Origin of the sequence: Rhizobium sp. H4 (assembly GCF_003013335.1) — a bacterium.
Classification (GTDB): Bacteria; Pseudomonadota; Alphaproteobacteria; order Rhizobiales; family Rhizobiaceae; genus Rhizobium; species Rhizobium sophoriradicis.
Genome location: NZ_PSOW01000010.1, coordinates 112,595 through 136,394 on the forward strand (window position 1 = coordinate 112,595; position 23,800 = coordinate 136,394).

Sequence of the window (23,800 nt, forward strand, 5' to 3'; positions counted from 1 at the left end):
CTGTTGCGGAACAAGAGAGGGGATCAACCATATGAATCTCAAATCCACTATCACGGGTGCTGCACTCGGCGCCGTCATGGCGGCGTCGGCCGCCCTAAATGGCGCGGTCGCGGCCGATGACACCATCAAGGTCGGCGTGCTGCATTCGCTTTCCGGCACGATGGCGATTTCCGAAACCACGCTGAAAGACGCCATGCTGATGCTCATCGACGAGCAGAACAAGAAGGGCGGTCTTCTCGGCAAGAAGCTCGAAGCCGTCGTCGTCGATCCGGCTTCCGACTGGCCGCTGTTTGCCGAAAAGGCCCGCGAGCTGATCGAAAAGGACAAGGTTGCCGCCGTCTTCGGCTGCTGGACATCGTCCTCGCGCAAGTCGGTGCTGCCGGTTTTCGAAGAGCTGAACTCGCTGCTCTTCTACCCCGTGCAGTATGAAGGCGAGGAATCCTCGCGCAACATCTTCTACACCGGTGCTGCTCCGAACCAGCAGGCGATTCCGGCGGTCGACTACCTGATGAACACCGAGGGCGTGAAGCGCTTCGTGCTTGAAGGCACCGACTACGTCTATCCCCGCACAACCAACAAGATCCTTGCGGCCTATCTCGAATCCAAGGGCATTCCGAAGGAAGACATTCTCGTCAACTACACGCCGTTCGGTTTCTCCGACTGGCAGACGGAGGTCGCCAAGATCAAGGAATTCGGCTCGGCCGGCAAGAAGACCGCCGTCGTCTCCACCATCAATGGGGACGCCAACGTGCCCTTCTACAAGGAACTCGGCAACCAGGGCATCAAGGCAACCGACATTCCCGTCGTCGCCTTCTCGGTCGGCGAAGAAGAGCTTGCCGGTCTCGACACCAAGCCGCTCGTCGGCCACCTCGCCGCCTGGAACTACTTCGAGTCGGTTGAAAGCCCGGCCAACAAGAAGTTCATCAAGGAATGGCACGCGTTCACCAAGAACGACAAGCGCGTGACCAACGACCCAATGGAAGCCGCCTATATCGGCTTCAACGCCTGGGTAAAGGCCGTTCAGGCCGCCGGCACCACCAATACCGATGCCGTCCTCGACAACATCATCGGCGTCACCGTGCCGAACCTCTCCGGCGGTTATGCCACCGTCATGCCGAACCACCACATCACCAAGCCGGTGCTGATCGGTGAAATCCAGGCCGACGGCCAGTTCGAAATCGTCCAGCAGACGCCTGCCGTCGTCGGCGACGAATGGTCGGATTACCTGCCCGACTCCAAGGACCTGATCTCCGATTGGCGCAAGCCCCTCAACTGCGGCAACTTCAATGTCGCCACCGGCAAGTGCGGCGGCAAGGGCTCCTGAGGAAGGATCCGATCCGTTGACAGCCTGAAGACTTCCGTCCGGAGCCGATCCGGACGGAAGCTCCGTCCTTACCGCTGCGCCTCCAGGTCGGCGACAATCACGGCGAGAGAGAAGATGTTTCGCGCCATCAAGATTTTTCTTCTGACATTGTGCCTGCTCTCGGGGCTGACGCTGCCGGTGGCCGGCCTTCGCGCCCAGGACGATGTGCATGCCCTTGTCGATGCACTCGGCGTCGGCGGCTTTCCCGAGCGCGATGCGGCCATCCGGGCGCTCGTCGCTTCCGGGGATCCGCATGTGAGCCAGATCCTGCAGCGCTTGAGCGACGGCCAGCTCTATGTCAATTCGGAAGGCGGCCCCGTTCTCGTGCAGGGCGGCACGGAGGACGAGCCGACTTATTCCGACCCGATCACCGGCGAGGCGGTCGCCGACATCGATCCCGACATGATGTCGAAGGTCAAGATCAACAATGCGCTGCGCACCACGATCACGACCATAATGAGTCAGTTGACGCTGCTGAGCCCGGATCGCTCCGCGCGGCTCGCAGCGGCCGAGGGCATGCTCAAGGACGCCGATCCCGCCAATCTCGATCTCCTGAATTCGGCCCTCTCGGCCGAGAAGGACGGCGAGATCAAAAACACGATGGAAGCGGCGCGCGCCGTGATGGTGCTGAAGAGCGACGCCGGCATCGAGGAGAAGAAGGCCGCGATTGAAACGGTCGCGGCGCGCGGCGGCCGCAATGCGCTGACGATCCTGTCGATGGCGATGGCGACCGCGCCCGACGATCTGAAGCCGGCAATCCAGGCCGAGATCGACTCGATCAAGCGCGACGTGGCGCTTTGGGATGTCGTCCAGAACGTCTGGTACGGCCTGTCGCTCGGCTCGGTGCTACTGCTTGCTGCAATCGGCCTGGCCATCACCTTCGGCGTCATGGGCGTCATCAACATGGCGCATGGCGAAATGGTGATGATCGGCGCCTACACGACCTATGTGGTGCAGGAAACGATCGCCTCGGCCTTTCCTTCGCTCGCCGATTATTCGCTGGCCTTCGCGGTGCCGGCCGCCTTCCTCTTCACCGGCCTCGTCGGCCTCGTCATAGAACGTTCGGTGATCCGCTATCTCTATGGCCGGCCGCTGGAGACGCTGCTTGCCACCTGGGGCGTTTCGCTGATCCTGCAGCAGGCAATCCGCAGCTATTTCGGCCCGACCAACCGCGAGGTTCGCAATCCGAGCTGGATGTCCGGCGCCTTTGATTTCGGCGGGCTGGTCATCACCTGGAACCGGCTCTGGATCATCGTCTTCTCGATGGTGGTGTTCCTGACATTGCTGATGCTGCTCAAGCGGTCCGCCTTCGGCCTGCAGATGCGGGCGGTAACGCAGAACCGGCGCATGGCCTCCTCCATGGGCATCCGCACCGGCTGGGTCGACGCCTTCACCTTCGCACTCGGCTCGGGCATCGCCGGCATGGCGGGCGTGGCGCTCTCGCAGATCGACAACGTCTCGCCGAACCTCGGCCAGAACTATATCATCGACAGCTTCATGGTCGTCGTCTTCGGCGGCGTCGGCAATCTTTGGGGCACGCTGGTCGGCGCCTTGTCGCTCGGTGTCGTCAACAAGTTCCTCGAGCCCTTCGCCGGCGCCGTGCTTGGCAAGATCCTGGTGCTCGTCCTCATCATTCTCTTCATCCAGAAGCGTCCGCGCGGGCTCTTCGCACTCAAAGGAAGGGCGGTGGAAGCATGATAACGGCCTTCCTTCTCCGGTCTCTCGATCGCAGGATCTCTATCGCCGTCGCCTTGTTGCTGGTGGTCGCCATCCTGGTGCCGGTTCTGAACCTTGCGACTGGCCCGAGCCATCCGCTGCACATTCCGACCTATATCATGGCGCTGTTCGGCAAATATCTGACCTATGCGCTACTGGCGCTGGCGCTCGATCTCGTCTGGGGTTTCTGCGGTATCCTCTCACTAGGCCACGGCGCTTTCTTCGCGCTCGGCGGTTATGCGATGGGCATGTATCTGATGCGTCAGATCGGCTCGCGCGGCGTCTATGGCGATCCCGTGCTGCCCGACTTCATGGTGTTCTTGAACTGGAAGGAATTGCCCTGGTTCTGGTACGGCTTCGACCAGTTCTGGTTCGCGGCGTTGATGGTGCTCGCCGTGCCCGGTCTGCTCGCCTTTGTCTTCGGCTGGTTCGCCTTCCGCTCGCGCGTCAACGGCGTCTACCTCTCGATCATCACCCAGGCGATGACCTATGCGCTGCTGCTTGCCTTCTTCCGCAACGACATGGGGTTCGGCGGCAATAACGGCATGACCGACTTCAAGGATATCCTCGGTTACAACATCCAGGCCGACGGCACGCGTGCCAGCCTCTTTGCCGCGACCGCGATCTTCCTGGCGCTGTCACTGACGATCGCCTCGGCGATCGTGCGCTCTAAGTTCGGCAAGGTGCTGGTCGGCGTACGCGATGCCGAGAGTCGCACGCGCTTCCTCGGCTACCGCGTCGAGCATTTCAAACTCTTCACCTTCGTTATATCGGCGATGATGGCGGGGATAGCCGGCGCGCTCTACGTGCCGCAGGTCGGCATCATCAATCCCGGCGAATTCGCGCCGGCCAATTCCATCGAAGTCGTGATCTGGACGGCGGTCGGCGGACGAGGGACGCTGATCGGGCCGATTATCGGCGCGATCCTCGTCAATGGCGGCAAGACGATCTTCACCGGCCTCTTTCCGGAGTTCTGGCTATTTGCGCTCGGCGGTCTTTTTGTCGCCGTCACGCTGTTCCTGCCGAAGGGCGTCGTCGGCACGGTCTCGCATTATTTCGCCAAGCGGAAAATCGTCACCGAGCCTGTGCCGCCGGCGGTGCAGGAAGACGGCATCGAGCCGAAAATTCAGGCAGCGGAGTGAAGGTCATGATCCCCGACGTCAAACCCACCAGCGTGCTTTATCTCAGCGGCGTCTCGGTTTCCTTCGACGGCTTCAAGGCGCTGAATTCGCTGTCGATCGTCATCGAACCGGGCGAACTTCGCGCCATCATCGGCCCGAACGGCGCCGGCAAGACGACGATGATGGACATCATCACCGGCAAGACCAGGCCTGACGAAGGCGAGGTGTTCTTCAACGGCACGATCGACCTCACCAAGAAGGACGAAGCCGATATCGCTGAGCTCGGCATCGGCCGCAAATTCCAGAAGCCGACGGTCTTCGAAAGCCATACGGTCTGGGACAATCTGGAGCTGGCGCTGAACCGCCGCCGCGGGGTGTTCTCGACCCTGTTCTACCGGCTGTCCGGCGAAGACAAGACGCGTATCGAGGAGATCCTGGAGACAGTGCGGCTCACGCATCGCCGCGACGAACTGGCCGCCAACCTCTCGCATGGGCAGAAGCAGTGGCTGGAGATAGGCATGCTGCTGGCGCAGGAGCCAAAGCTGCTGCTCGTCGACGAGCCGGTGGCCGGCATGACCGATGCTGAGACGGCGGAGACGGCGATCCTGCTCAAGGATATTGCCAAGACCCGTTCGGTCGTCGTCGTCGAACACGATATGGGCTTCATCCGCGACCTCGGCGTCAAGGTGACGTGCCTTGCGGAAGGCTCGGTGCTGGCGGAAGGATCGATCGATTTCGTGAGTTCGGATCCGAAGGTGATTGAGAACTATCTGGGGCGGTGAAGAATGCAACTTCGAGTCTTGAACCTGACAAGAGAAGACGCTCTAAAAGAGCGGGTTTATTGTGGGGTTTCATCATGGCTTTTCTCGGCATTCTGGTCGCGGCGATCAGCGGCGCGGTCATCTGGTATTGGCGTTTTAAAATGATGCGTGAGGCGGGAAACGAGATCATCGATTCCGTCGAGCGTATGCGGGCTGCCTATAAGCGCGGAAAGCTTCGCAAGCAGGCGGAGGCAGCGCCGCTGGCATCGATTGCCGATCCGGCAATTGCGGCGGTGGCCTTCTTCTTCTGCCTTGCCAAGGAAAAGCCGATCCATCTCGACGCTGCGAAGGATGTCGTCCGCAACCGCATGAAAGGTGTCATAAGGCCGGGCGACATGGAAGAGGTGTTGGTTTTCGGCGAGTGGGCGTCCAAGAATGTCACCAGTCCCGAAGATCCGATCCGCCGGTTCCGGGATCTCTGGATAAAGGCGCTCGACATGCAGGAACGCCAGCAGCTGATCGGTATTGCCGAGGACGTGGCCGCGGCCGGCGGCGAAAGAACAAAAGAACAGGAGTACGCCTTGCAGACGCTGAGGCGCACGCTGATGAACTGATGGGGAATGGGTGAACGAATGCTGACAGTCGAAAACGCAAATCTGCATTATGGCGCGGCGCAGGCGCTGCGCGGCATCTCGATCAAGGCGGAGATGGGCAAGATCACCTGCGTGCTCGGGCGCAACGGTGTCGGCAAGAGTTCGCTTCTGCGCGCGGTCACCGGCCAGCATCCGCTGTCGGCCGGCACCGTCACCTTCAACGACACCAGGCTGAACGGCCTGCCACCCTTCGCCCGCGCCAAGCAGGGCATTGGCTACGTGCCGCAGGGGCGGGAAATCTTCCCGCTGCTGACGGTCAAGGAAAATCTCGAAACAGGTTTTGCTCCGCTTGGCCGCCGCGACCGCAACATTCCCGACGATATCTTCAGTCTTTTCCCGGTGCTGAAGTCGATGCTGTCGCGGCGCGGCGGCGATCTTTCCGGCGGCCAGCAGCAGCAGCTGGCGATCGGCCGGGCGATGGTGACGCGGCCGAGGATCCTCGTGCTCGACGAGCCGACCGAGGGCATTCAGCCGTCGATCATCAAGGATATCGGCCGGGCAATCCGCTACCTGCGCGATTCCACCGGCATGGCGATCCTGCTCGTCGAACAGTACCTAGATTTCTGCCGCGAGCTTGCCGACTACGTCTACATCATGGATCGTGGCGAGATCGTGCATGAAGGACTTGCCGAGACGCTGGATACGCCGGAGGCTCGCCGTCATCTGACCGTCTGACCGGCAGCTGCCGCTTTTTACGGCAGACAGCGCAATGCTTTGCCAATCACCCGCGCGGGCTGACGGTTCTTGCCAGGCGGCATGGGAATTGCTTCCTTTCCGTCATCTGCGCGATTGAATGGAAGCGGCGGCGCGACTGAAAGGAACGATATGACGATTGTGGCGACAGCCACGCGACCGCAAAGAGCAGAAGGACGCGGGCATCTGGCAGCAAAACTGCTCGATGGCCGTACGCGTCTCCGTGAGCTCTATCAGGAGGGGGCGGCGAAGATCCGCTTGCCGGATACGTTCGACGCCTCGATGGAAGCCGTCATCATCAACACCGCAGGCGGGCTGACCGGCGGTGACCGGATGGACTGGAGCGTCGTTGCCGGCGCCGGCACGAAGATCGACGTCACCACCCAGGCCTGTGAAAAGATCTACAAGGCATCGGCCGGCGTCGCAGAGGTGGCGACCCGCATCGAGGTGGGGGCGGGGGCGCGCCTCGACTGGCTGCCGCAGGAAACGATCCTGTTCGACCGGGCAGCACTCTTCCGCCGGCTCGATGTGGATCTGGACGAGAGCGCCGAATTCCTGGCCGTCGAAGCCGTGCTGCTCGGCCGCAAGGCGATGGGCGAGACGGTGGACACGGGTCTCTTTCGCGACCGCTGGCGCATCCGCCGCGCGGGCCGGCTGATCCATGCCGAGGAGCTCAGGCTTTCCGAAGGTGTTGCGGCGCTGGCGGCGCGCCAGGCGGTGCTCGGCGGGCAGGTTGCCTTTGCGACGCTGCTTTATGCCGGGCCGCTGGCCGAGGCCTATCTCGGCAGGGTCCGTCCGCTCGTCGAGGGAATGATGGGCGGTGCAAGCGCCTGGAGCGACAAACTGATCGTACGCCTTGCGGCGGCCGACGGTTTCACGCTGAGAAAAATCCTGATCCCTGTCATTTCCGTCTTGCGCAATGGCGCGCGTGTGCCGAAAGTCTGGAATCTCTAAAGCTAAGCATCAAGCAGATGGGCAAGCAATGAACCTCACTCCGAGAGAAAAAGACAAGCTGCTGATTTCAATGGCGGCGATGGTGGCGCGGCGGCGGCTCGAGCGCGGCGTCAAGCTGAACTATCCCGAAGCGATCGCGCTGATCAGCGATTTCGTCGTCGAAGGCGCCCGAGACGGCCGTCCGGTCGCCGAGCTGATGGAGGCCGGCGCCCATGTGATCGGCCGTGATCAGGTGATGGAGGGAATTGCCGAGATGATCCACGATGTGCAGGTCGAGGCGACATTCCCCGATGGCACCAAGCTCGTCACCGTGCACGAGCCGATCCGGTGAGGAAATAGAATGCTGGAGCTCAGACCCAATTGCGAATGCTGCGACAAGGATTTGCCGCCGGAGAGCACCGAGGCGCGGATCTGCACCTACGAATGCACCTTCTGCGCCGATTGTGCAGACGATGTGCTGAAGGGCACCTGCCCGAATTGCGGCGGCAATCTTGTTGCCAGGCCCATCCGGCCGACTGATATGCTCGCCAAACATCCGGCGTCGACGAAACGTGTGCTGAAGGCCGAGGGCTGCGCGCCCAGGGCAGCTTGAGGGGAACAACATGATTCCAGGCGAAATCATTGCCGCAACCGGCGACATCGAACTCAATGCCGGCGCACCGACGGTAACGCTGGAAGTTTCCAATACCGGCGACCGGCCGGTGCAGGTCGGCAGCCACTATCATTTCGCCGAGACCAATGCCGGCCTCTCCTTTGACCGCGCGGCGGCGCACGGCAAGCGGCTCGACATTCCGGCGGGAACGGCGGTGCGTTTCGAGCCGGGGCAGACGCGCTCGGTGACGCTGATCCCGCTTGCCGGCAAGCGCGAGGTCTACGGCTTCCGTCAGCTGGTGATGGGCAAGCTTTAACGGGAGGGATGCATGCGTTTGAACATCTGCCTCATCGGGGCGGCGATGCTGCTGGCGGCGGGTAGTTCCTTTGCTCAGGACATCGATTGCCAGAACCCCAAGACGCAATCGGATATGACATCCTGCGAGGCGGCGCGCCACGAGACCGCGGACAAGGCGCTGAACGAGCAATACAAGAAAACCCGCGCCGCCATGGTGGCGATCGACAAGGATCTCGACGGCGACATGAAGGGCGCGGAAAAGGCGCTGGTGAAAGCGCAACGTGCCTGGATCGACTATCGCGACGCCCAATGCGACGCCTTCGGCTTTCAGGCTCGCGGTGGCACGATGGAGCCGATGCTGGTTGCGGGATGCCTGGCAGAAGAAACGGACAAGCGCACCAAAGAGCTGAAAGAGCTCGAAGAGACGATGGGCAACTGAGGTGATCAAGAAGATCGTGATCGTCGGCAATGGCGAGGTCGCAGAGGCGGAAGCACGCGTAATCGATGCCGCCGATTTCGTCATCCGCTTCAACGATTGCCGCTCCTATGGCGCCGGCGGTGGTCGCACGGATGCCGTTGCGGTCTGCAACACCGGCCGGCCGGCCAAGGCGATGCTCAGTTCGCCTGAGTGGCGCGCTCATCCCGGCGTCGTCTCGGCCCGCGAAATCTGGAGCGTGCGTGACCCGGAAAAATTCGCCGCGATGCGAGCGCCGCTTGCCATCTCGCATCCCGATCTCGACGATTTCTGCGACGACTATACGGAGGCGTTCGGCGCCTTCTGCGCGGAGGTCGGCAAGAAGCATGTGGTGATCGATCAATCAGTCCACGACGCCGTCGATGCCTCTCTTTCGGCCTTTGCGCCCACCCCCTATGTCGTGCCGAGCAGTGGCATGATCGTCATCGCCCAGGTACTGAGCAAATTTGCCGAGTCCGAGGTGGCGCTGGCCGGCTTCGGTCATGCCGGCTGGGAATGGCACCCCTTTGCCGCCGAACGGCAGCTTGTCGATGGTTATATTGCCGCGGGCCGCCTCAGGCGGCTCGGCGGAAAAATGCTTGTCTCTTCCTCCTACGGAGTCTGATGGATGCCCTATAAGATCTCGCGCGCCGCCTATGCCGGCATGTTCGGACCGACCACCGGCGACAAGGTGCGCCTCGCCGATACGGAGCTCTTCATCGAGATCGAGAAGGATTTCACCACCTATGGCGAGGAGGTGAAGTTCGGCGGCGGCAAGGTGATCCGTGACGGCATGGGCCAGAGCCAGGTGACGCGGGCAGACGGCGCGGTCGATACCGTCATCACCAACGCGGTGATCGTCGATCATTCCGGAATCTACAAGGCCGATATCGGCCTCAAGAACGGGCGCATCGCTGCGATCGGCAAGGCGGGCAATCCCGATACGCAGCCCGGCGTCAATATCATCGTTGGCCCTGGCACCGAGGCGATTGCCGGCGAAGGCAAGATCGTCACCGCCGGCGGCATGGACAGCCATATCCACTTCATCGCTCCGCAGCAGATCGAGGAAGCGCTGATGTCGGGCATGACCTGCATGCTCGGCGGCGGCACGGGACCGGCGCACGGCACGCTCGCCACGACCTGCACGCCCGGCCCCTGGCATATCGCGCGGATGATCGAAGCGGCAGACGCCTTCCCGATGAACCTCGCTTTTGCCGGCAAGGGCAATGCTTCGCTGCCGGGCGCGCTGACGGAGATGGTGCTGGCCGGCGCCACTTCGCTGAAGCTGCACGAGGACTGGGGCACGACGCCGGGCGCGATCGACTGCTGCCTCTCAGTCGCCGACGACTATGACGTGCAGGTGATGATCCACACCGATACGCTGAACGAAAGCGGCTTCGTCGAGGATACGATCGGCGCCATCAAGGGTCGCACCATCCATGCCTTCCACACGGAAGGGGCAGGCGGCGGGCATGCGCCGGATATCATCAAGATCTGCGGCCAGCCGAACGTCATCCCGTCGTCCACCAATCCGACGCGGCCCTATACCGTCAATACCATCGCCGAGCATCTCGACATGTTGATGGTCTGCCATCATTTGTCGCCATCGATCCCTGAGGATATCGCCTTTGCCGAAAGCCGCATCCGCAAGGAGACGATTGCGGCCGAAGACATCCTGCACGATATCGGCGCCTTCTCGATCATCTCGTCCGACAGTCAGGCCATGGGCCGCGTCGGCGAAGTGGCGATCCGTACCTGGCAGACGGCCGACAAGATGAAGCGCCAGCGCGGTCGGCTGAAGGAAGAGAAAGGCGACAACGACAATTTCCGCGTTCGCCGCTATATCGCCAAGTACACGATCAACCCGGCAATCGCGCACGGTCTCAGCCATGAGATCGGTTCCGTCGAGGTCGGCAAGCGCGCCGACCTGGTGCTTTGGAACCCGGCCTTCTTCGGCGTGAAGCCCGACATGGTGCTGCTCGGCGGCTCGATCGCGGCAGCGCCGATGGGCGATCCGAACGCCTCGATCCCGACGCCGCAGCCGGTGCACTACCGGCCGATGTTTGCTTCTTACGGCAAGAGCCTCACCAGTTCCTCCGTCACCTTTGTCAGCCAGGCCTCGCTCGATGCCGGTCTCAAGGGCAGGCTCGGAGTTGCGAAGGAACTGTTGGCGGTGAAGAATACCCGCGGCGGCATCTCCAAGGCATCGATGATCCACAACGACCTGACACCCGAGATCGAGGTCGATCCTGAGACCTATGAGGTCAGGGCGAACGGCGAGTTGCTGACATGCGAGCCGGCGACGGTGCTGCCGATGGCGCAGCGCTATTTCCTGTTCTAGGCCCCCTCGTTCCGTGCGCCGGACGGTTCCGATGAAAACAGGCATCCGCTGGATGTTGCGGACCATATTGCTGGTCGTCGCTCTGGCGACGGCCGGAACCTTCATTCCCCGGCCGCTGATCGCACCGGTCGAAGCATCGTCCGCGGTGGCAACCCACCGGATTCTGCTTCTGTCGGGAACGATCCATACGGATATTGCGATTCCACTCGACGAGGAGACGCGGGCGGCTTTTTCCTTTCTCGACGATTCCGGCTTTCCGCTCGGCCATCCGAACGCGGAATGGCTAGTCGTCGGCTGGGGCGGCCGCGCCTTCTATCTGGAAACGCCGACATGGTCGGAGCTAAAGCCGATGCCGGTGTTGCGGGCCCTGACGATCGACCGTTCGGTGCTGCACGTGGATCTCGCCGGTCATATCACCGAGCCGCAGCCGGCCATTATGGCCTTCGATATCGGTGACGAACAATTGGCGCGGCTGCGCAATTTCATCTCGGATAGTTTTGTCCGCGACGCGGGCGAGGTGAAGCCGATCTCAAACGCAGGTTACGGCGAGATCGACCGGTTCTTCGAGGCGGAGGGATATTTCAACGCCCTCTTCGGCTGCAACACCTGGACGGCTGCCGCGCTCCGCTCGGCCGGACTTCGAACCGGCTTATGGAACCCGCTTCCACAATCATTGCGACTATCTGTTGGTGTCTACAATTGACGCAGCTGTGGACCGGCGCGCCGTCGTGCACGAACGAGAGGGTCTCCATCATGCCTGGCACGGACTCGCCGATAATGGGCTCGATGCCAAGGGCAGGGGCGACAACGTGATGCAGGCTTACGGGACATAAAAGTCCTGACCTGAGAAAAAGGCCATTGGTGCTTGCATCGGGAAAGGCTATTTTGCATGGTCGTCTTAGCAATACGGACATATCATGCAGCGCGTCACTTCCTATCTTCCCGCCGGTACCCCATCCTCCCATCCGACCGCCCAGGTCAAGCTGCCGCACGATCTGCGCCATCTGCGCCGCAAGCTGCTGCATCTGGAAAATGGCGAGATGGTCATGCTCGATCTCAAGGACCCGGTGCTTTTTGCCAACGGCGACCTGCTGGTGCGCGAGGATGGCGAACTGATCGAAATTCTGGCTGCCGACGAGAAACTCTTCGAAATTCGCGGACGCGACCGCACGCATCTCGTCGAGCTCGCCTGGCATCTCGGCAACCGGCATCTTGCCGCGCAGATCGAGGAGGACCGCATCGTCATCCTGCGCGACCATGTCATTCGCTCGATGCTGCAGGGCCTCGGCGCCACCGTCCTCGACATCGACGAGCCCTTCCAGCCGGCACGCGGTGCTTATCATTCCCATGCCGCCCATTCGCACGATCACGGTCATGCGTCTCATGACCATAGGCATGAGCACAAACATGATCACGGCCACGACCATGTGCATGGGCCGGGATGTGACCATGACCATGATCATGATCACCACCACGGGCATCACGGCCACAAGCACGACTGAGGCTCGATGACTGGGGATCGCGAGCTGCAGGCAATGCTGCGCTTGACGGCATGGCTCTCGCCGGCCTTTCCGATCGGTAGCTTTGCCTATTCGGGAGGGCTGGAGCGGGCGGTGGCTGACAGGCTCGTCACGGATGCGGCCTCGCTTGCGGCGTGGATCGGCACGCTGATCGGCCATGGCGCGATCTGGAACGATGCGGTGCTGCTTGCCGAAAGCCACCGGTGCCAGGCAGAAGCCGCGCGCCTCGCCGAGGTTGCCGCACTCGCAGAGGCGCTTGCCGGATCACGCGAGCGCCATCAGGAAACCATGCTGCTCGGAGACGCCTTCCTAGCGGCGGCCCGGGCTTGGCCGGACGAAGTGTTCGAGAGGCTGACCGGCAAGACCGCTTATCCCGTCGCGGTGGGCGCGGTTGCCGGTGCGCATGGCATAGGGTCCGAACAGGTGCTCGCAGTCTTCCTGCACGCCTATGCCTCGCAAGCGGTTTCGTCCGGTATCCGCCTCGGCGTCGCCGGGCAGAGGGACGGTGTTGCCCTTTTGGCCGGCCTTGAAGGGCACATTGCGGAGGTTGCCCGGCGGGCGGCAGCGTCGTCGCTCGACGACCTCGGCTCGGCCACCGTGCAGGCCGATATCGCCAGCCTGCGCCACGAGACGCAGGCGACGCGGTTGTTCCGCTCGTGAGGAAGTCAATTATCCGCAGAAACTGCGTCATTTGACGGTGGCGCTCGCCGCCGCCGTCGCTATCATCCGGTTCGATTGGAGTGAAACACATGAAATCAAGGAACGGACCTCTGCGCGTCGGGATCGGCGGGCCGGTCGGCTCGGGCAAGACGGCGCTGACGGAAAAGCTCTGCAAAGCGATGCGCGACGATTATTCCGTCGCCGTCGTCACCAATGACATCTACACGACCGAGGATGCCGAGGCGCTGGTGCGCATGCAGGCCTTGCCCTCGGAGCGGATCGTCGGCGTCGAAACCGGTGGCTGCCCGCATACCGCCATCCGCGAGGATGCGACAATCAATCTGCAGGCGATCGCCGGCCTCAACGAGCGCATTCCCGATCTCGACGTCGTCTTCATTGAATCCGGCGGAGACAATCTGGCGGCGACCTTTTCGCCAGATCTCGCCGATATCACCATCTATGTGATCTCCGTCTGCCAGGGCGAGGAAATCCCGCGCAAGGGCGGGCCCGGCATCACCCGATCCGACCTGCTCGTCATCAACAAAAAGGATCTGGCGCCCTATGTCGGCGCCGATCTCGAGGTGATGGACCGGGATGCGACGCGCATGCGCGCGAGCCGCCCGTTCGTCTTCTCGGACATGAAGCGCGGCGACGGCATCAGTTCGATCGTCAATTTCCTCAGGGAGCAGGGCGGGCTCTGAGTCAAACCGCCGCCGGTCGAAACCGCCGGTGGCATGATTGACAAAACAAAACGGGCCGGGAGATCGCTCCCGGCCCGTTTGTTTTTTCTTGGGCTTTGCTCACTCCGCCGCAAACGGCGGTAGCCGGAGCACGTTGGTGTCGTTGCCTTTGGCGGTCTTGCGCTTGCCTTCCGGCTTTTCGATCGCCGTCAGGCGCTCGTCCAGCGCATCGATATCGCTGCGGTTCTCGCGGGCCACGCGGGTGAGATCCTCGGGCGACAGCGGCAGTTCCTCCTCGTCCTTCCTGCCGACCATGCGGCCGAACATCCAGCCGAGCAGGCGGGATAGATCGTCCATGATCAGGAAGAAGGAGGGCACGACAACAAGCGAAAGCACCGTCGAGACGATGATGCCGCCGATCACCGCGATCGCCATCGGCGCGCGGAACGAGCCGCCTTCGCCGACGCCGAGCGCGGAAGGCAGCATGCCTGCCGACATGGCGATCGAGGTCATGATGATCGGCCGGGCGCGCTTGCGGCCGGCTTCGACCATGGCCTCGACGCGGCCCATGCCCTGATGACGCATCTCAATCGCGAAATCGACGAGCAGGATAGCGTTCTTGGTGACGATCCCCATCAGCATCAGAATGCCGATCATCACGGGCATGGATAGCGGGTTGTTGGTTATGATCAGGCCCGCCGCAACGCCGCCGATGGCGAGCGGCAGCGAGAACAGGATGGTGAAGGGCTGGATCACATCCTTGAAGAGCAGGATCAGCACGGTCAGCACCAGCAGCAGCCCCATCAACATGGCGTTGACGAAGCTCTGCTGCATCTCGGTCTGCACTTTGGTATCGCCGCTTTCGGCAAGATGCACGGTGGCCGGAATGTTGGTCTCCTTGACGATCTCGCGGAAACGGGCCGAGGCGGTGTCGAGCGCCACGCCCTGCGGTAGGTCGGAGCCGATCGAGACGACACGGTTGCGGTTGTTGCGCTTAATCGAGCTGACGCCTTCCGAATAGTCGATATTGGCGACGCTCGAAAGCGGAACGGTGCCGCCGCTGGCGGTCTGGATCTTCAATGCCCGGAGGGCCGCAAGATCGCGGCGCATGTCGAGTGCCGCCTGCACCCGGATCGGGATCTGGCGATCGTCGAGCGAGATCTTGGCAAGCGCCGCATCGACATCGCCGATGGTGGCGACACGGATCGTTTCGGAGATCTGCTGCGGGGTGATGCCGAGGCGGGCGGCCTCGTCCTTGCGCGGGTAGACCTGCAGTTCCGGGCGGGGCAGGGCGCCGTCGGCGCTGACATTGGCGAGCAGCGGGTCGGCGCGGAGCTTGGATTCGAGAATGCCGACGGCGTCGTTCAAATCCTTCTCGTTTTTGGAGAGGAAGTTGAAGGAGAGGTCGCGTTCGCCCCGATCGTTGAGCTTCAGGATATGGACGTCGGGAATGTCGCGCACCTTGGCGAAGACTTCCTTTTCAATATCCCATTGCGGGCGTTCACGGCCGTGGACTTCCACCTTCGGCAGCATTGGGCCGATGACCGGGATGTCACCGAGCACATCGTTGACCACCTTCTTGACCAGCGACTGGTCGAGCTTGTGGAGAGCCAGCGTGATGGTTGCACGGCGTAGTTCGAGATCGCCCTTCGGCGACGCGCCGCCGAGGACGAAGACACTTTCGACGCCGTTGATGTCCTTGACCCTGTCATAGATTGCTTTTGTCGTCGTCTCGGTGTCGTCGAGCCGTGCGTTGGGCGGCAGTTCAACGGAGAGAACGATGCGCGAGGCGTCTTCGGGCGGCAGGAAGCTACCCGGAACCTTCATCAGCAGCATAACCGAACCAACGAGGAAGCCGACCGCCGCCAATAGTGTCAGATACCGGGAATATTTATGCCCGGTCGTCGCGCGGATCAGGCGCGTGTAGCCCTTCATCAGCAGACCGTCATTGTCGTGATGGTCGTCGACACCGTCTTCGGCGCGCATGAGATAGGCGGCCATCATCGGGGTGATGAGGCGCGCCACCATCAGCGAGAAGAAGACGGAGAAGGCGACGGTCAGGCCGAACTGAATGAAGTACTGGCCGGGAATGCCCGGCATGAAGGAAACCGGCACGAAGACGGCGATGATGGTGAAGGTGGTGGCAATGACGGCGAGGCCGATTTCATCAGCCGCCTCGATCGCCGCCCGATAGGGCGTCTTGCCCATCTTGATATGGCGGGCGATGTTTTCGATTTCGACGATCGCGTCGTCGACGAGGATACCGGTCGCCAGCGTCAGGGCCAGGAAGCTGACGAGGTTCAGCGAGAAGCCCATCATGTCCATGACCCAGAAGGTCGGGATCGCAGACAGCGGCAGCGCGATCGCCGAAATCAGCGTCGCGCGCCAGTTCCGGAGGAAGAGCAGGACGACGATGACGGCGAGCAGCGCGCCTTCGAGCAGCGTATGAATGGCCGCTTCGTAGTTGCCGTAGGTGAAATACACCGAATCGTCGATCATCTCGATCTTCACATTCGGGTTTTCGCTTCTGACCTTGTCGAGGCTCTGCGCTACGGTTTCGGCGACGCTGACCTCGCTGGCGCCCTTCGAACGAAAGACGCCGAAGGTGACAACAGGCGTATCGTTGAAGCGCGAGAAGGATTTCGGCTCCTCATAAGTGTCCTTGATGACGCCGAGGTCGGACAGCTTGACGAAACGGCCGTTCGGCAGTGCGATCGTCGTGTCTGCGAGTTCGGCAACATTGCGGGCATCGCCGAGTACGCGGATCGCCTGTTCGCTGCCCGCCACCTGGCCGCGGCCGGAGCCGAGGTCGACGTTGGTGCCGCGCAGCTGCTGGTTGACGCTTGCGGCGGTGATACCATGGGCATCGAGCTTGGCGGGGGTGAGTTCGATGCGCACTTCGCGCTCCGCGCCGCCGTAGCGGTCGACGCGGCCGATACCGGCCTGGCCCTGCAGGGCGCGCTTGACCGTATCGTCGACGAACCAGGAGAGTTCTTCGAGCGACATGTCGGGCGAGGAAACGGCGAAGGTCTGGATCGCCTGGCCCTCGACGTCGACTTTGGTGACGATCGGCGTTTCGGCTGTCGCCGGCAGATCGCTGCGGATGCGGTCGATCGCATCCTTGACGTCCTGCACGGCCTGTTCCGTCGGCACTTCCATGCGGAACATGACGTTGGTCTGCGAGCTGCCGTCGGTTACCGTCGACTGGATTTCGTCGATGCCGGTGATCGAGGCGATCGCGTCTTCGATCTCCTTGGTCACCTGCATTTCCAGTTCGGCCGGCGAAGCGCCGCTCTGCGTCACGCTGATCGAAACCAGCGGCACGTCGATGTTTGGGAAGCGTGTGATCGGCAGCGTGTTGAAGGACTGGATGCCGATGAATATCAACAGGCAGAAGGCCAGCAGCGGCGCGATCGGGTTTCGAATGGACCAGGCTGAAAAATTCATCGGATGGTCTCTTTAGTTGGAAGCCGAGGGCTGTTCACGCACCGGCGTGATGCGGTCGCCGTCGCGGACATAGGCGCCCGCCTTGGCCACGACCTCATCGCCGCTCTTCAATCCATTGACGATCTCGACATAGGCCCCGTCCTGGATGCCGGTCTCGATCTTGGCGAATTTTACCACACCATCCTCGACCTTCCGGGCCGACGAGCCTTCATTGCCGGTCAAGACCGCGGTCAAGGGAAGCGATACGCCTTGGGTCTCGCGCACGATGATCTCGGCACTGCCATACATGCCGGAGCGCGCCTTGCTGTCATCGTCGATGGAGATATGGACAAGGCCGAGGCGGGTGCCCGGATCGACGGTCGGCGACACGAGGCGCACGGCGCCGGAAAGCTTCTCGCGGCTGCCGGAAAGCGAAATCGTCGCCTTCTGGCCGGCCATGATCCTGACGATGTCGCTTTCGGCGACCTCGGCGACGAGCTCGATATCGCCGTCGCGGATGAGTGTGAACAGCGGGTCGCCGTTACCGGCGGCAATGGCGCCGACCTTGGCGTTCTTTGCCGAGATCGTGCCGGCGACCGGCGTCTTCACATCGGTGCGCGCCAGCTTCAGATCGGCATCGGCGATCTGGCTGTCGAAGACCTTGAGGTCAGCTTCAGCGACCTCGATCGCCTGCTCGGCGGAGACGACGCGGGCATTGGCGGCGGCGGCGGTCGCATCGGCCTGCTCGACCTGGGCGGTGGAAACCGTGCCCTTCTTGACCATTTCCTGGGCGCGGGCCTGCTGCTGCCTAGCCTGTTCGGCATTGGCCTGCGCCTCGATGAGCTGGGCGCGCAGCTGGGCGAGGCTTGCCTCGCCCTTGGCCTTCGTCGCCATCATCTGGCTCTTCTCCAGGACCAGCGCGTCATCGTTGAGCGTCGCCAATGTGCTGTCGGCCTGAACCTTGTCGCCGATATCGGCTCTCAGCGTGCGGATCGACAGGCCCTCGACCTGCGGCTGGATATAGACTTCTTCGACTGGCTTGACCGTTCCCGTGCCGATGACACGGTCGACGAGGGTGCGATTTACAGCCGTGGTGACGACGATCGCCGGCAGGTTCTGCTGCGGTTTTGCGACCGGCGTTTCCTGCGAAAAGGCGGAGGATGCAGCAAGTGCGGCTGCAAAGAGGGTGGATGCGCCTAGAATTCCAATCGGCTTGCGTGCCATTCGTCTTCGTCCAATCTTGTAACAAGGTTGGCCGAATTCGCGCGTCTGCAGATCAGCTCGCGATCAGGCCACTGCCTTCCTGTATTCTCAAGGGTATCCGCACTTCATTTGCCGTCTTCGTCCCTCACCGGAAAATCGGTCTCTAATTGGTATCGATTTGCTCGATATGCAAGTCCGGCAGAAAACAATTCCCCACGAGCTCATAATAATTACCATGCTAACTTGAATCAATCATCGGAAGGTTATGTGAGCATGACGATGATTGATCTCGCCTCTACCCAATGACGTTTGACGTCCGACAAATGCGACAGACGCGGGCCATTTATTTTCTAAGCACGGAAAAAGACGAAACGCGCGGAAATCTCCCCGCGCGTTTCCCGTTGCATTGCAGCGGATTTACTTGGAGGCGGCGTCGGTGATGTCGTGCGTCCAGGCGCCAGATGGCTCCTTGCTGATGATCTTCTGGTCGAGCAGCGCCTTTGCCGTGCGGGCATAGAGAGCTTCATCCAGCTTGCCGGAGCCGTCCCCGACGAGCTTGGCTACTTCGCCCATCATGCGCTTCTGGTGGTTTTCGTCCTGGCCGCCATTGTCCACGACGATCTCGGCGGCCTCGTCAGGATTATCGGTCGCATATTTCCAGCCCTTCATCGAGGCGCGGACGAACTTGACCATCTTCTCCTTGAAGGCCGGGTCCTTCAGCTTGTCCTCCATCGCATAGAGGCCGTCTTCCAAGAGGTCGTTGCCCATCTCGGTATAGTTGAAGACCGTCAGTTCCTCCGGCTTGAAGCCGGCATCGATCGCCTGCCAGTATTCGTTATAGGTCATGACCGAGATGCAGTCGGCCTGCTTCTGGACGAGTGGCTGCACATCGAAGCTCTGTTTCAGCACGGTGACGCCGTTCGGGCCGCCTTCCGTCGACAGGCCGAGCTTGTTCATCCAGGCGAAGAAGGGGTACTCGTTGCCGAAGAACCAGACGCCGAGCGTATGACCCTTGAAGTCGGCCTCGGTCTTAACAGGGCCGTCCTTCCGGCAGATCATTTGCAGGCCCGACTTCTGGAAAGGCTGAGCGATGTTGACGAGCGGAACGCCCTTTTCGCGGGCAACCAGAGCGCCGCCCATCCAGTCGACGATCACATCGGCGCCGCCGCCGGCGATCACCTGTTCGGGGGCGATATCAGGACCGCCCGGCTTGATGTCGACTTCGAGACCTTCCTCCTTGTAGAAGCCCTTGTCCTTGGCGACGTAATAGCCGCCGAACTGGGCCTGCGTGACCCATTTCAGCTGCAGCACCACCTTGTCGGCGGCCATCGCGTGCGCGGCGGCAAGCGTCATCGCGCTCGCCATCATTGCAACCATCAACTTTCTCATTTTCTTATCCTTACCCTCTGAAGTTATGCCCGGACCCGTTTGCGAGCCCGCGCGCGTCTAGCCACCACGGATAGACGGATGCCAGAATGTCATCGCCCGTTCGGTCAGGGCGATGACGCCATAGAAGATCGAGCCGGCCAGCGCCGCGACGGCGATTTCCGCCCAGACCATGTCGACATTCATGCGGCCGATCTCGGTGGAGATGCGGAAGCCCATGCCGACGATCGGCGTCCCGAAGAATTCGGCAACGATGGCACCAATCAGCGCCAGCGTCGAGTTGATCTTCAGTGCGTTGAAAATGAACGGCATGGCCGCCGGAAGCTTGAGCTTGAGCAGCGTCTGCCAGTCGCTCGAGGCATAGGTGCGCATCAGGTCGCGTTCCATGCTGCCGGAGGCTGCAAGCCCGGCGACGGTATTCACCAGCATCGGGAAGAAGGTCATGATAATGACGACGGCCGCTTTCGACGGCCAGTCGAAGCCGAACCACATGACCATAATGGGGGCGACGCCGATGATGGGCAGGGCCGAGACCATGTTGCCGATCGGCAGCAGACCGCGGCGCAGGAAGGTGATGCGGTCGGCCAGCACGGCGACGACAAAGCCGCTGAGGCAGCCGACGATATAACCGATCAGCACTGCCTTGAAGATCGTCTGCCTGACGTCGGCACCGAGGATCGGCAGGGAGGCGATGATACGGGCGCCGATGGCGCTCGGCGGCGGCAGGATGATGAAGGGAATGCCGGCGCCGCGCGTGGCTGCTTCCCAGAGGATCAGGATCCAGGCGCCGAAGATTGCCGGGATCAGCAGTTGAAGCGTCGATTTGCCGAAGGCGGTTACGGGCTGCTGTTTCGAAAGCTCGGTGACGCATCGCCAAGCCAGCAGCCAGCAGGCGAAGAGCAGCAGGAAGAACGCCCGACTGGCCATGCCCTCGTTGCCGGAGAGAGCGGAAAGCAGCATCCAGGCGGCGCCATGGGCGCCGATGAACAGCACGGTGGCACGATAGGCCGGCGGCTGCGGCGCAAAGGACAGCAGGGCGGCGGCGATAACGATGATGAAAACGAGGCTGGCCGCGCCGTCCGTCAAGGGCCGGGGTGCGCCCTCGGCCAAAAGCGGCAAGTTGATCAGTGCAGCCATACAGAGAAGGAGAGCGGTCACGCCCTGCCAGGAGAAGGACAGATGTCTCATGCCGGCCTCCCGCCCATGGCGCGGTCGACCATCTTCGCAGCAAGGCCGACGATTGCAACCAGGATGCCGGCCAGCAGCGATCCGGCGACGAGGGCCGCCCAGATGTCGACCGTCTGGCTGTAATAGGAGCCGGCAAGCAGCTTCGAACCGATGCCGGCGGTGGCCCCCGTCGGTAGCTCGCCGACGATGGCGCCGACCAGGCTTGCGGCGATTGCGACCTTCATCGAGGTGAAGAGGAAGGGGATCGATGCCGGAACGCGCAGCTTCCAGAAAGTCTGCATCGGGCTGGCATAATAGGTGCGCATCAGGTCGAGATGCATGATCTCAGGCGACCGCAATCCCTTCACCATACCGACGGCGACGGGAAAGAAAGAGAGGTAGGTGGAGATCAGCGCCTTGGAGGCGAGGCGGGAGGCGTCGGAATCGAGGTTCAGGAGATGGGCGAGCGCATTGTCGCCGGTCAGCACATTGTAGGAAATGATAACGATCATCGGCGCGATGGCGAGGATCGGTATGGTCTGGCTCGCCACAAGCCACGGCATCAGCGAGCGGTCCATGGCGCGGTTGTGCACGATCAGCACGGCAAGGAGAATGCCGAGCAGCATGCCGAAGCCGAAGCCGAGCAGGGTGGAGGAGAGCGTGACCCAGCTGTGATAGACGAGACTGCGATTGCTCGACAGGCTGCGCAGCACGGTGTTCTCGTAGACATTCTGCGCCACCTGATGCGGCGCCGGCAGGATCGGTTTCGGCTGCGCCAGCGTCTTGCCGATGAATTCGAACGTCGTCGGTGTGGCGCCGGCACGGCTGTCCATGTCGCGCTGGAACGGCGCGTTCATCAGGACCGCGGCGACATACCAGATGGCGACGAGGACGAGCAGGATGGTGGTGACGGGGACGACCTTGTTTTTGAAAGTATCGGGTTTCACGCGACGCGCTCCTTCAAAAATGGAGCGGCGTGTTTTTCGATGGTGATAAACACGTAGTCGGGTCCGTCGAGCACCAGGGCGTTGTCGAAGCGCAGCACTGTGAAACCTTGACTGCGCAGGAATGCATCGCGGGCGAGATCATGTCGCCGACCCTCGACCGTCTCGTGACTGTCGCCGTCGACTTCGACAATCAGTCTTGCTGAAAGCCAAGCGAAATCCGCGATATAGGGACCAATTGGCGTCTCACGCCTGAATCTCGCGCCATAGGGCCTGAGATCGCGCAGCATGTCCCCCATCGCGGCCTCGGCTTTCGTGAGTTCACGACGAAGGCGCTTTGCCGTGTCGCGGGTTTTGGGGGTGATGTTTGAATGTGGCATTTAAACCCCTCCCCAACCCCTCCCCACAAGGGGGAGGGGCAAACCTGCCGCGCTCGCCGAGTTCTCCAGCGACGGTCGCGAAATAGAATCAAGGCTGGCGGCGGGTTCGGCGCTCAAGCCCCTCCCCCTTGTGGGGAGGGGTTGGGGAGGGGTCTTTTCCGACAACACGCGCCTAAACCTCATGGCTATGCCCCGTCCTCAGCCCCTCGCGGACGCGATGGGCGATCTCCAGGAATTCGGGGGTGTCGCGGATGTCGAGCGGGCGTTCGGCCGGCAGGGGCGAGTCGATCACGTCGGTGACGCGGCCCGGGCGCGGCGACATCACCACGATCTTGGTGGAGAGATAGACCGCCTCGGGAATGGAGTGGGTGACGAAACAGATCGTCTTGTTGGTGCGCGCCCAGAGTTTCAGCAGCTCTTCGTTCAGATGGTCGCGGACGATTTCATCCAGCGCGCCGAAAGGCTCGTCCATCAACAACAGATCGGCGTCGAAGGCGAGCGCGCGGGCGATCGAGGCGCGCTGCTGCATGCCGCCGGAAAGCTGCCAGGGGAATTTCTTCTCGAAACCGGAAAGGCTGACGAGATCGAGCGCTTCGGCGATGCGCCTCGCCCGGTCGGCGCCGGAATAACCCATGATCTCCAATGGCAGGGCGATGTTGTTTTCGATGGTGCGCCAGGGATAGAGCGCCGGCGCCTGGAAGACATAGCCGTAGGCGCGAGCCTTGCGGGCTTCTTCCGGCGTCATGCCGTTGATCGAAATCTCGCCCGACGTGCTCTTTTCGAGATCGGCGATGACGCGCAGGAAGGTCGTCTTGCCGCAGCCCGACGGGCCGATGAAAGAGACGAAGTCGCCCTTGCGGACATCGAGATTGACATCGCTGAGGGCCTGCACCGGGCCGTCATTCGCCTGGTAGGTGAGACAGAGATCCTTGGCGGATACGACGGAGGGTGCTTGCATCAATGCGACCGTTCTTGTTTTCGCCGCGGGGAGGCGGTTTGCATGTTACCATCGCCACAGGCACTGCCGGCGGCACATTTCATGGAGGAAGAGAATGGACGCGACATCACAACCTACCTGCCACATCGTTCGCCCCAAGCATGCCTATGACGGCAAGCAGGGGCTCAGCTACTTCGAAGGGATAGCGGCCGAGACGGTCGGCGCCAAGGGCATCTGCATGCACCTCCTGACGATCCCGCCCGGCGTACGCGCCAAGGCGCATCTGCACGAGGCGCACGAGACGGCGATCTACGTCCTCTCCGGCGAGGCCCATACCTGGTACGGGGACCGGCTGGAGCATCACGTCATCACCCATGCCGGCGAGCTCTTCTACATCCCGGCCGGCGTGCCGCATATGCCGGCGAACCTCAGCAGCACGCCATGCACGGCAGTTATTGCCCGCACCGATCCACACGAGCAGGAAAGCGTCGTGCTTCTCCCGGAGCTGGACGCGCTGGTGCCGGCGTGAGGTCATCCGCATGAAGGCGTCGT

The 23,800-nt window shown here is 62.1% G+C and carries 25 protein-coding genes and 1 pseudogene; 19 read left to right on the plus strand and 7 right to left on the minus strand.

Going from position 1 to position 23,800, the window contains the following annotated elements; genetic code table 11:
- Positions 1-31: 31 nt before the first annotated feature.
- The 18 genes and pseudogenes from urtA (at position 32) to ureG (ending at position 13,826) form a co-directional block, all read left to right on the plus strand.
- Positions 32-1,324 carry an urea ABC transporter substrate-binding protein gene (gene urtA / locus C4N04_RS17000; protein WP_039621657.1) on the plus strand — a complete coding sequence of 431 codons (1,293 nt, stop codon included), beginning with the start codon at positions 32-34 and terminating at the stop codon, positions 1,322-1,324.
- A gap of 114 nt (positions 1,325-1,438) precedes the next feature.
- Positions 1,439-3,061, plus strand: a complete 1,623-nt coding sequence (gene urtB / locus C4N04_RS17005) for an urea ABC transporter permease subunit UrtB (RefSeq protein WP_077990057.1) — start codon at positions 1,439-1,441, stop codon at positions 3,059-3,061.
- Entirely contained in the window at positions 3,058-4,221 is a 1,164-nt protein-coding gene (gene urtC / locus C4N04_RS17010; RefSeq protein ID WP_106796576.1) for an urea ABC transporter permease subunit UrtC, read from the plus strand. The genes urtB and urtC overlap by 4 nt, the downstream gene beginning before the upstream one ends.
- Positions 4,222-4,226: 5 nt before the next feature.
- Positions 4,227-4,982: an urea ABC transporter ATP-binding protein UrtD gene (gene urtD, locus C4N04_RS17015; protein WP_077990059.1), complete on the plus strand. Its 756-nt coding sequence runs from the start codon at positions 4,227-4,229 to the stop codon at positions 4,980-4,982.
- 74 nt (positions 4,983-5,056) lie between these two features.
- Positions 5,057-5,575: a hypothetical protein gene (locus tag C4N04_RS17020; RefSeq protein WP_106796620.1), complete on the plus strand. Its 519-nt coding sequence runs from the start codon at positions 5,057-5,059 to the stop codon at positions 5,573-5,575.
- An 18-nt stretch (positions 5,576-5,593) separates the two neighbouring features.
- Positions 5,594-6,289 carry an urea ABC transporter ATP-binding subunit UrtE gene (urtE, locus tag C4N04_RS17025; RefSeq protein WP_003581844.1) on the plus strand — a complete coding sequence of 232 codons (696 nt, stop codon included), beginning with the start codon at positions 5,594-5,596 and terminating at the stop codon, positions 6,287-6,289.
- Positions 6,290-6,439: 150 nt separating this feature from the next.
- The gene (locus tag C4N04_RS17030; protein WP_106796577.1) at positions 6,440-7,261 is read left to right on the plus strand and encodes an urease accessory protein UreD; all 822 of its coding nucleotides are present in this window, start codon (positions 6,440-6,442) and stop codon (positions 7,259-7,261) included.
- A 28-nt stretch (positions 7,262-7,289) separates the two neighbouring features.
- Positions 7,290-7,592, plus strand: a complete 303-nt coding sequence (locus C4N04_RS17035) for an urease subunit gamma (RefSeq protein ID WP_003561955.1) — start codon at positions 7,290-7,292, stop codon at positions 7,590-7,592.
- Between the two features lie 9 nt (positions 7,593-7,601).
- Positions 7,602-7,853 (plus strand): DUF1272 domain-containing protein, encoded by a 252-nt coding sequence (locus C4N04_RS17040; protein WP_077990061.1) that lies wholly within the window; start codon positions 7,602-7,604, stop codon positions 7,851-7,853.
- Positions 7,854-7,863: 10 nt separating this feature from the next.
- Complete coding sequence (locus C4N04_RS17045; protein WP_038690840.1) at positions 7,864-8,169, plus strand: urease subunit beta; 306 nt, start codon at positions 7,864-7,866, stop codon at positions 8,167-8,169.
- 12 nt (positions 8,170-8,181) lie between these two features.
- Complete coding sequence (locus C4N04_RS17050) at positions 8,182-8,589, plus strand: lysozyme inhibitor LprI family protein (RefSeq protein WP_039621643.1); 408 nt, start codon at positions 8,182-8,184, stop codon at positions 8,587-8,589.
- A 16-nt stretch (positions 8,590-8,605) separates the two neighbouring features.
- Complete coding sequence (locus C4N04_RS17055) at positions 8,606-9,229, plus strand: Urease operon accessory protein (protein ID WP_179363868.1); 624 nt, start codon at positions 8,606-8,608, stop codon at positions 9,227-9,229.
- A 3-nt stretch (positions 9,230-9,232) separates the two neighbouring features.
- On the plus strand, positions 9,233-10,945 hold the full coding sequence (gene ureC / locus C4N04_RS17060) for an urease subunit alpha (protein ID WP_106796578.1): 1,713 nt from the start codon (positions 9,233-9,235) through the stop codon (positions 10,943-10,945).
- Between the two features lie 31 nt (positions 10,946-10,976).
- Positions 10,977-11,648, plus strand: a complete 672-nt coding sequence (locus C4N04_RS17065) for a TIGR02117 family protein (RefSeq protein WP_106796579.1) — start codon at positions 10,977-10,979, stop codon at positions 11,646-11,648.
- Positions 11,649-11,652: 4 nt separating this feature from the next.
- Positions 11,653-11,778, plus strand: a pseudogene (locus tag C4N04_RS32185) (GGDEF domain-containing protein); the annotation flags it as partial.
- 84 nt (positions 11,779-11,862) lie between these two features.
- The gene (gene ureE, locus C4N04_RS17075) at positions 11,863-12,447 is read left to right on the plus strand and encodes an urease accessory protein UreE (RefSeq protein WP_038690834.1); all 585 of its coding nucleotides are present in this window, start codon (positions 11,863-11,865) and stop codon (positions 12,445-12,447) included.
- Positions 12,448-12,453: 6 nt separating this feature from the next.
- On the plus strand, positions 12,454-13,125 hold the full coding sequence (locus tag C4N04_RS17080; RefSeq protein ID WP_106796580.1) for an urease accessory protein UreF: 672 nt from the start codon (positions 12,454-12,456) through the stop codon (positions 13,123-13,125).
- Between the two features lie 89 nt (positions 13,126-13,214).
- On the plus strand, positions 13,215-13,826 hold the full coding sequence (gene ureG, locus C4N04_RS17085; RefSeq protein ID WP_038690830.1) for an urease accessory protein UreG: 612 nt from the start codon (positions 13,215-13,217) through the stop codon (positions 13,824-13,826).
- 99 nt (positions 13,827-13,925) lie between these two features.
- On the opposite strand, the gene C4N04_RS17090 is transcribed toward ureG, so the two are convergent.
- The 7 genes from C4N04_RS17090 to C4N04_RS17125 all read right to left on the minus strand — a co-directional run bounded on the left by C4N04_RS17090 (position 13,926) and on the right by C4N04_RS17125 (position 23,269).
- Positions 13,926-17,252, minus strand: a complete 3,327-nt coding sequence (locus C4N04_RS17090) for an efflux RND transporter permease subunit (RefSeq protein ID WP_106796581.1) — start codon at positions 17,250-17,252, stop codon at positions 13,926-13,928.
- 12 nt (positions 17,253-17,264) lie between these two features.
- The gene (locus C4N04_RS17095; RefSeq protein ID WP_106796582.1) at positions 17,265-18,455 is read right to left on the minus strand and encodes an efflux RND transporter periplasmic adaptor subunit; all 1,191 of its coding nucleotides are present in this window, start codon (positions 18,453-18,455) and stop codon (positions 17,265-17,267) included.
- Positions 18,456-18,851: 396 nt separating this feature from the next.
- Positions 18,852-19,823 carry an ABC transporter substrate-binding protein gene (locus tag C4N04_RS17100; RefSeq protein WP_086156349.1) on the minus strand — a complete coding sequence of 324 codons (972 nt, stop codon included), beginning with the start codon at positions 19,821-19,823 and terminating at the stop codon, positions 18,852-18,854.
- A gap of 57 nt (positions 19,824-19,880) precedes the next feature.
- Positions 19,881-21,008 (minus strand): ABC transporter permease, encoded by a 1,128-nt coding sequence (locus C4N04_RS17105; protein ID WP_096771463.1) that lies wholly within the window; start codon positions 21,006-21,008, stop codon positions 19,881-19,883.
- Positions 21,005-21,934, minus strand: a complete 930-nt coding sequence (locus C4N04_RS17110; protein ID WP_106796583.1) for an ABC transporter permease — start codon at positions 21,932-21,934, stop codon at positions 21,005-21,007. The genes C4N04_RS17105 and C4N04_RS17110 overlap by 4 nt, the downstream gene beginning before the upstream one ends.
- Complete coding sequence (locus C4N04_RS17115) at positions 21,931-22,311, minus strand: DUF559 domain-containing protein (RefSeq protein WP_106796584.1); 381 nt, start codon at positions 22,309-22,311, stop codon at positions 21,931-21,933. Before C4N04_RS17115 ends, C4N04_RS17110 begins: the two co-directional genes overlap by 4 nt.
- Positions 22,312-22,483: 172 nt before the next feature.
- Entirely contained in the window at positions 22,484-23,269 is a 786-nt protein-coding gene (locus C4N04_RS17125; RefSeq protein ID WP_096771460.1) for an ABC transporter ATP-binding protein, read from the minus strand.
- Positions 23,270-23,363: 94 nt separating this feature from the next.
- On the opposite strand from C4N04_RS17125, the gene C4N04_RS17130 reads away from it, so the two are divergent.
- On the plus strand, positions 23,364-23,777 hold the full coding sequence (locus C4N04_RS17130) for a cupin domain-containing protein (protein ID WP_038690814.1): 414 nt from the start codon (positions 23,364-23,366) through the stop codon (positions 23,775-23,777).
- Positions 23,778-23,800 lie beyond the last annotated feature (23 nt).

Coding starts and splice junctions, on each gene's coding strand:
- urtB (WP_077990057.1), top strand. CDS start 1,439: ATGTTTCGCGCCATCAAGATTTTTCTTCTGACATTGTGCCTGCTCTCG.
- urtE (WP_003581844.1), top strand. CDS start 5,594: ATGCTGACAGTCGAAAACGCAAATCTGCATTATGGCGCGGCGCAGGCG.
- C4N04_RS17125 (WP_096771460.1), bottom strand. CDS start 23,269: ATGCAAGCACCCTCCGTCGTATCCGCCAAGGATCTCTGTCTCACCTAC.
- C4N04_RS17090 (WP_106796581.1), bottom strand. CDS start 17,252: ATGAATTTTTCAGCCTGGTCCATTCGAAACCCGATCGCGCCGCTGCTG.
- C4N04_RS17095 (WP_106796582.1), bottom strand. CDS start 18,455: ATGGCACGCAAGCCGATTGGAATTCTAGGCGCATCCACCCTCTTTGCA.
- C4N04_RS17105 (WP_096771463.1), bottom strand. CDS start 21,008: ATGAGACATCTGTCCTTCTCCTGGCAGGGCGTGACCGCTCTCCTTCTC.
- C4N04_RS17050 (WP_039621643.1), top strand. CDS start 8,182: ATGCGTTTGAACATCTGCCTCATCGGGGCGGCGATGCTGCTGGCGGCG.
- C4N04_RS17115 (WP_106796584.1), bottom strand. CDS start 22,311: ATGCCACATTCAAACATCACCCCCAAAACCCGCGACACGGCAAAGCGC.
- C4N04_RS17130 (WP_038690814.1), top strand. CDS start 23,364: ATGGACGCGACATCACAACCTACCTGCCACATCGTTCGCCCCAAGCAT.
- C4N04_RS17035 (WP_003561955.1), top strand. CDS start 7,290: ATGAACCTCACTCCGAGAGAAAAAGACAAGCTGCTGATTTCAATGGCG.
- ureC (WP_106796578.1), top strand. CDS start 9,233: ATGCCCTATAAGATCTCGCGCGCCGCCTATGCCGGCATGTTCGGACCG.
- C4N04_RS17100 (WP_086156349.1), bottom strand. CDS start 19,823: ATGAGAAAGTTGATGGTTGCAATGATGGCGAGCGCGATGACGCTTGCC.
- ureE (WP_038690834.1), top strand. CDS start 11,863: ATGCAGCGCGTCACTTCCTATCTTCCCGCCGGTACCCCATCCTCCCAT.
- C4N04_RS17030 (WP_106796577.1), top strand. CDS start 6,440: ATGACGATTGTGGCGACAGCCACGCGACCGCAAAGAGCAGAAGGACGC.
- C4N04_RS17040 (WP_077990061.1), top strand. CDS start 7,602: ATGCTGGAGCTCAGACCCAATTGCGAATGCTGCGACAAGGATTTGCCG.
- C4N04_RS17045 (WP_038690840.1), top strand. CDS start 7,864: ATGATTCCAGGCGAAATCATTGCCGCAACCGGCGACATCGAACTCAAT.
- C4N04_RS17065 (WP_106796579.1), top strand. CDS start 10,977: ATGAAAACAGGCATCCGCTGGATGTTGCGGACCATATTGCTGGTCGTC.
- urtA (WP_039621657.1), top strand. CDS start 32: ATGAATCTCAAATCCACTATCACGGGTGCTGCACTCGGCGCCGTCATG.
- C4N04_RS17020 (WP_106796620.1), top strand. CDS start 5,057: ATGGCTTTTCTCGGCATTCTGGTCGCGGCGATCAGCGGCGCGGTCATC.
- C4N04_RS17080 (WP_106796580.1), top strand. CDS start 12,454: ATGACTGGGGATCGCGAGCTGCAGGCAATGCTGCGCTTGACGGCATGG.
- ureG (WP_038690830.1), top strand. CDS start 13,215: ATGAAATCAAGGAACGGACCTCTGCGCGTCGGGATCGGCGGGCCGGTC.
- urtC (WP_106796576.1), top strand. CDS start 3,058: ATGATAACGGCCTTCCTTCTCCGGTCTCTCGATCGCAGGATCTCTATC.
- urtD (WP_077990059.1), top strand. CDS start 4,227: ATGATCCCCGACGTCAAACCCACCAGCGTGCTTTATCTCAGCGGCGTC.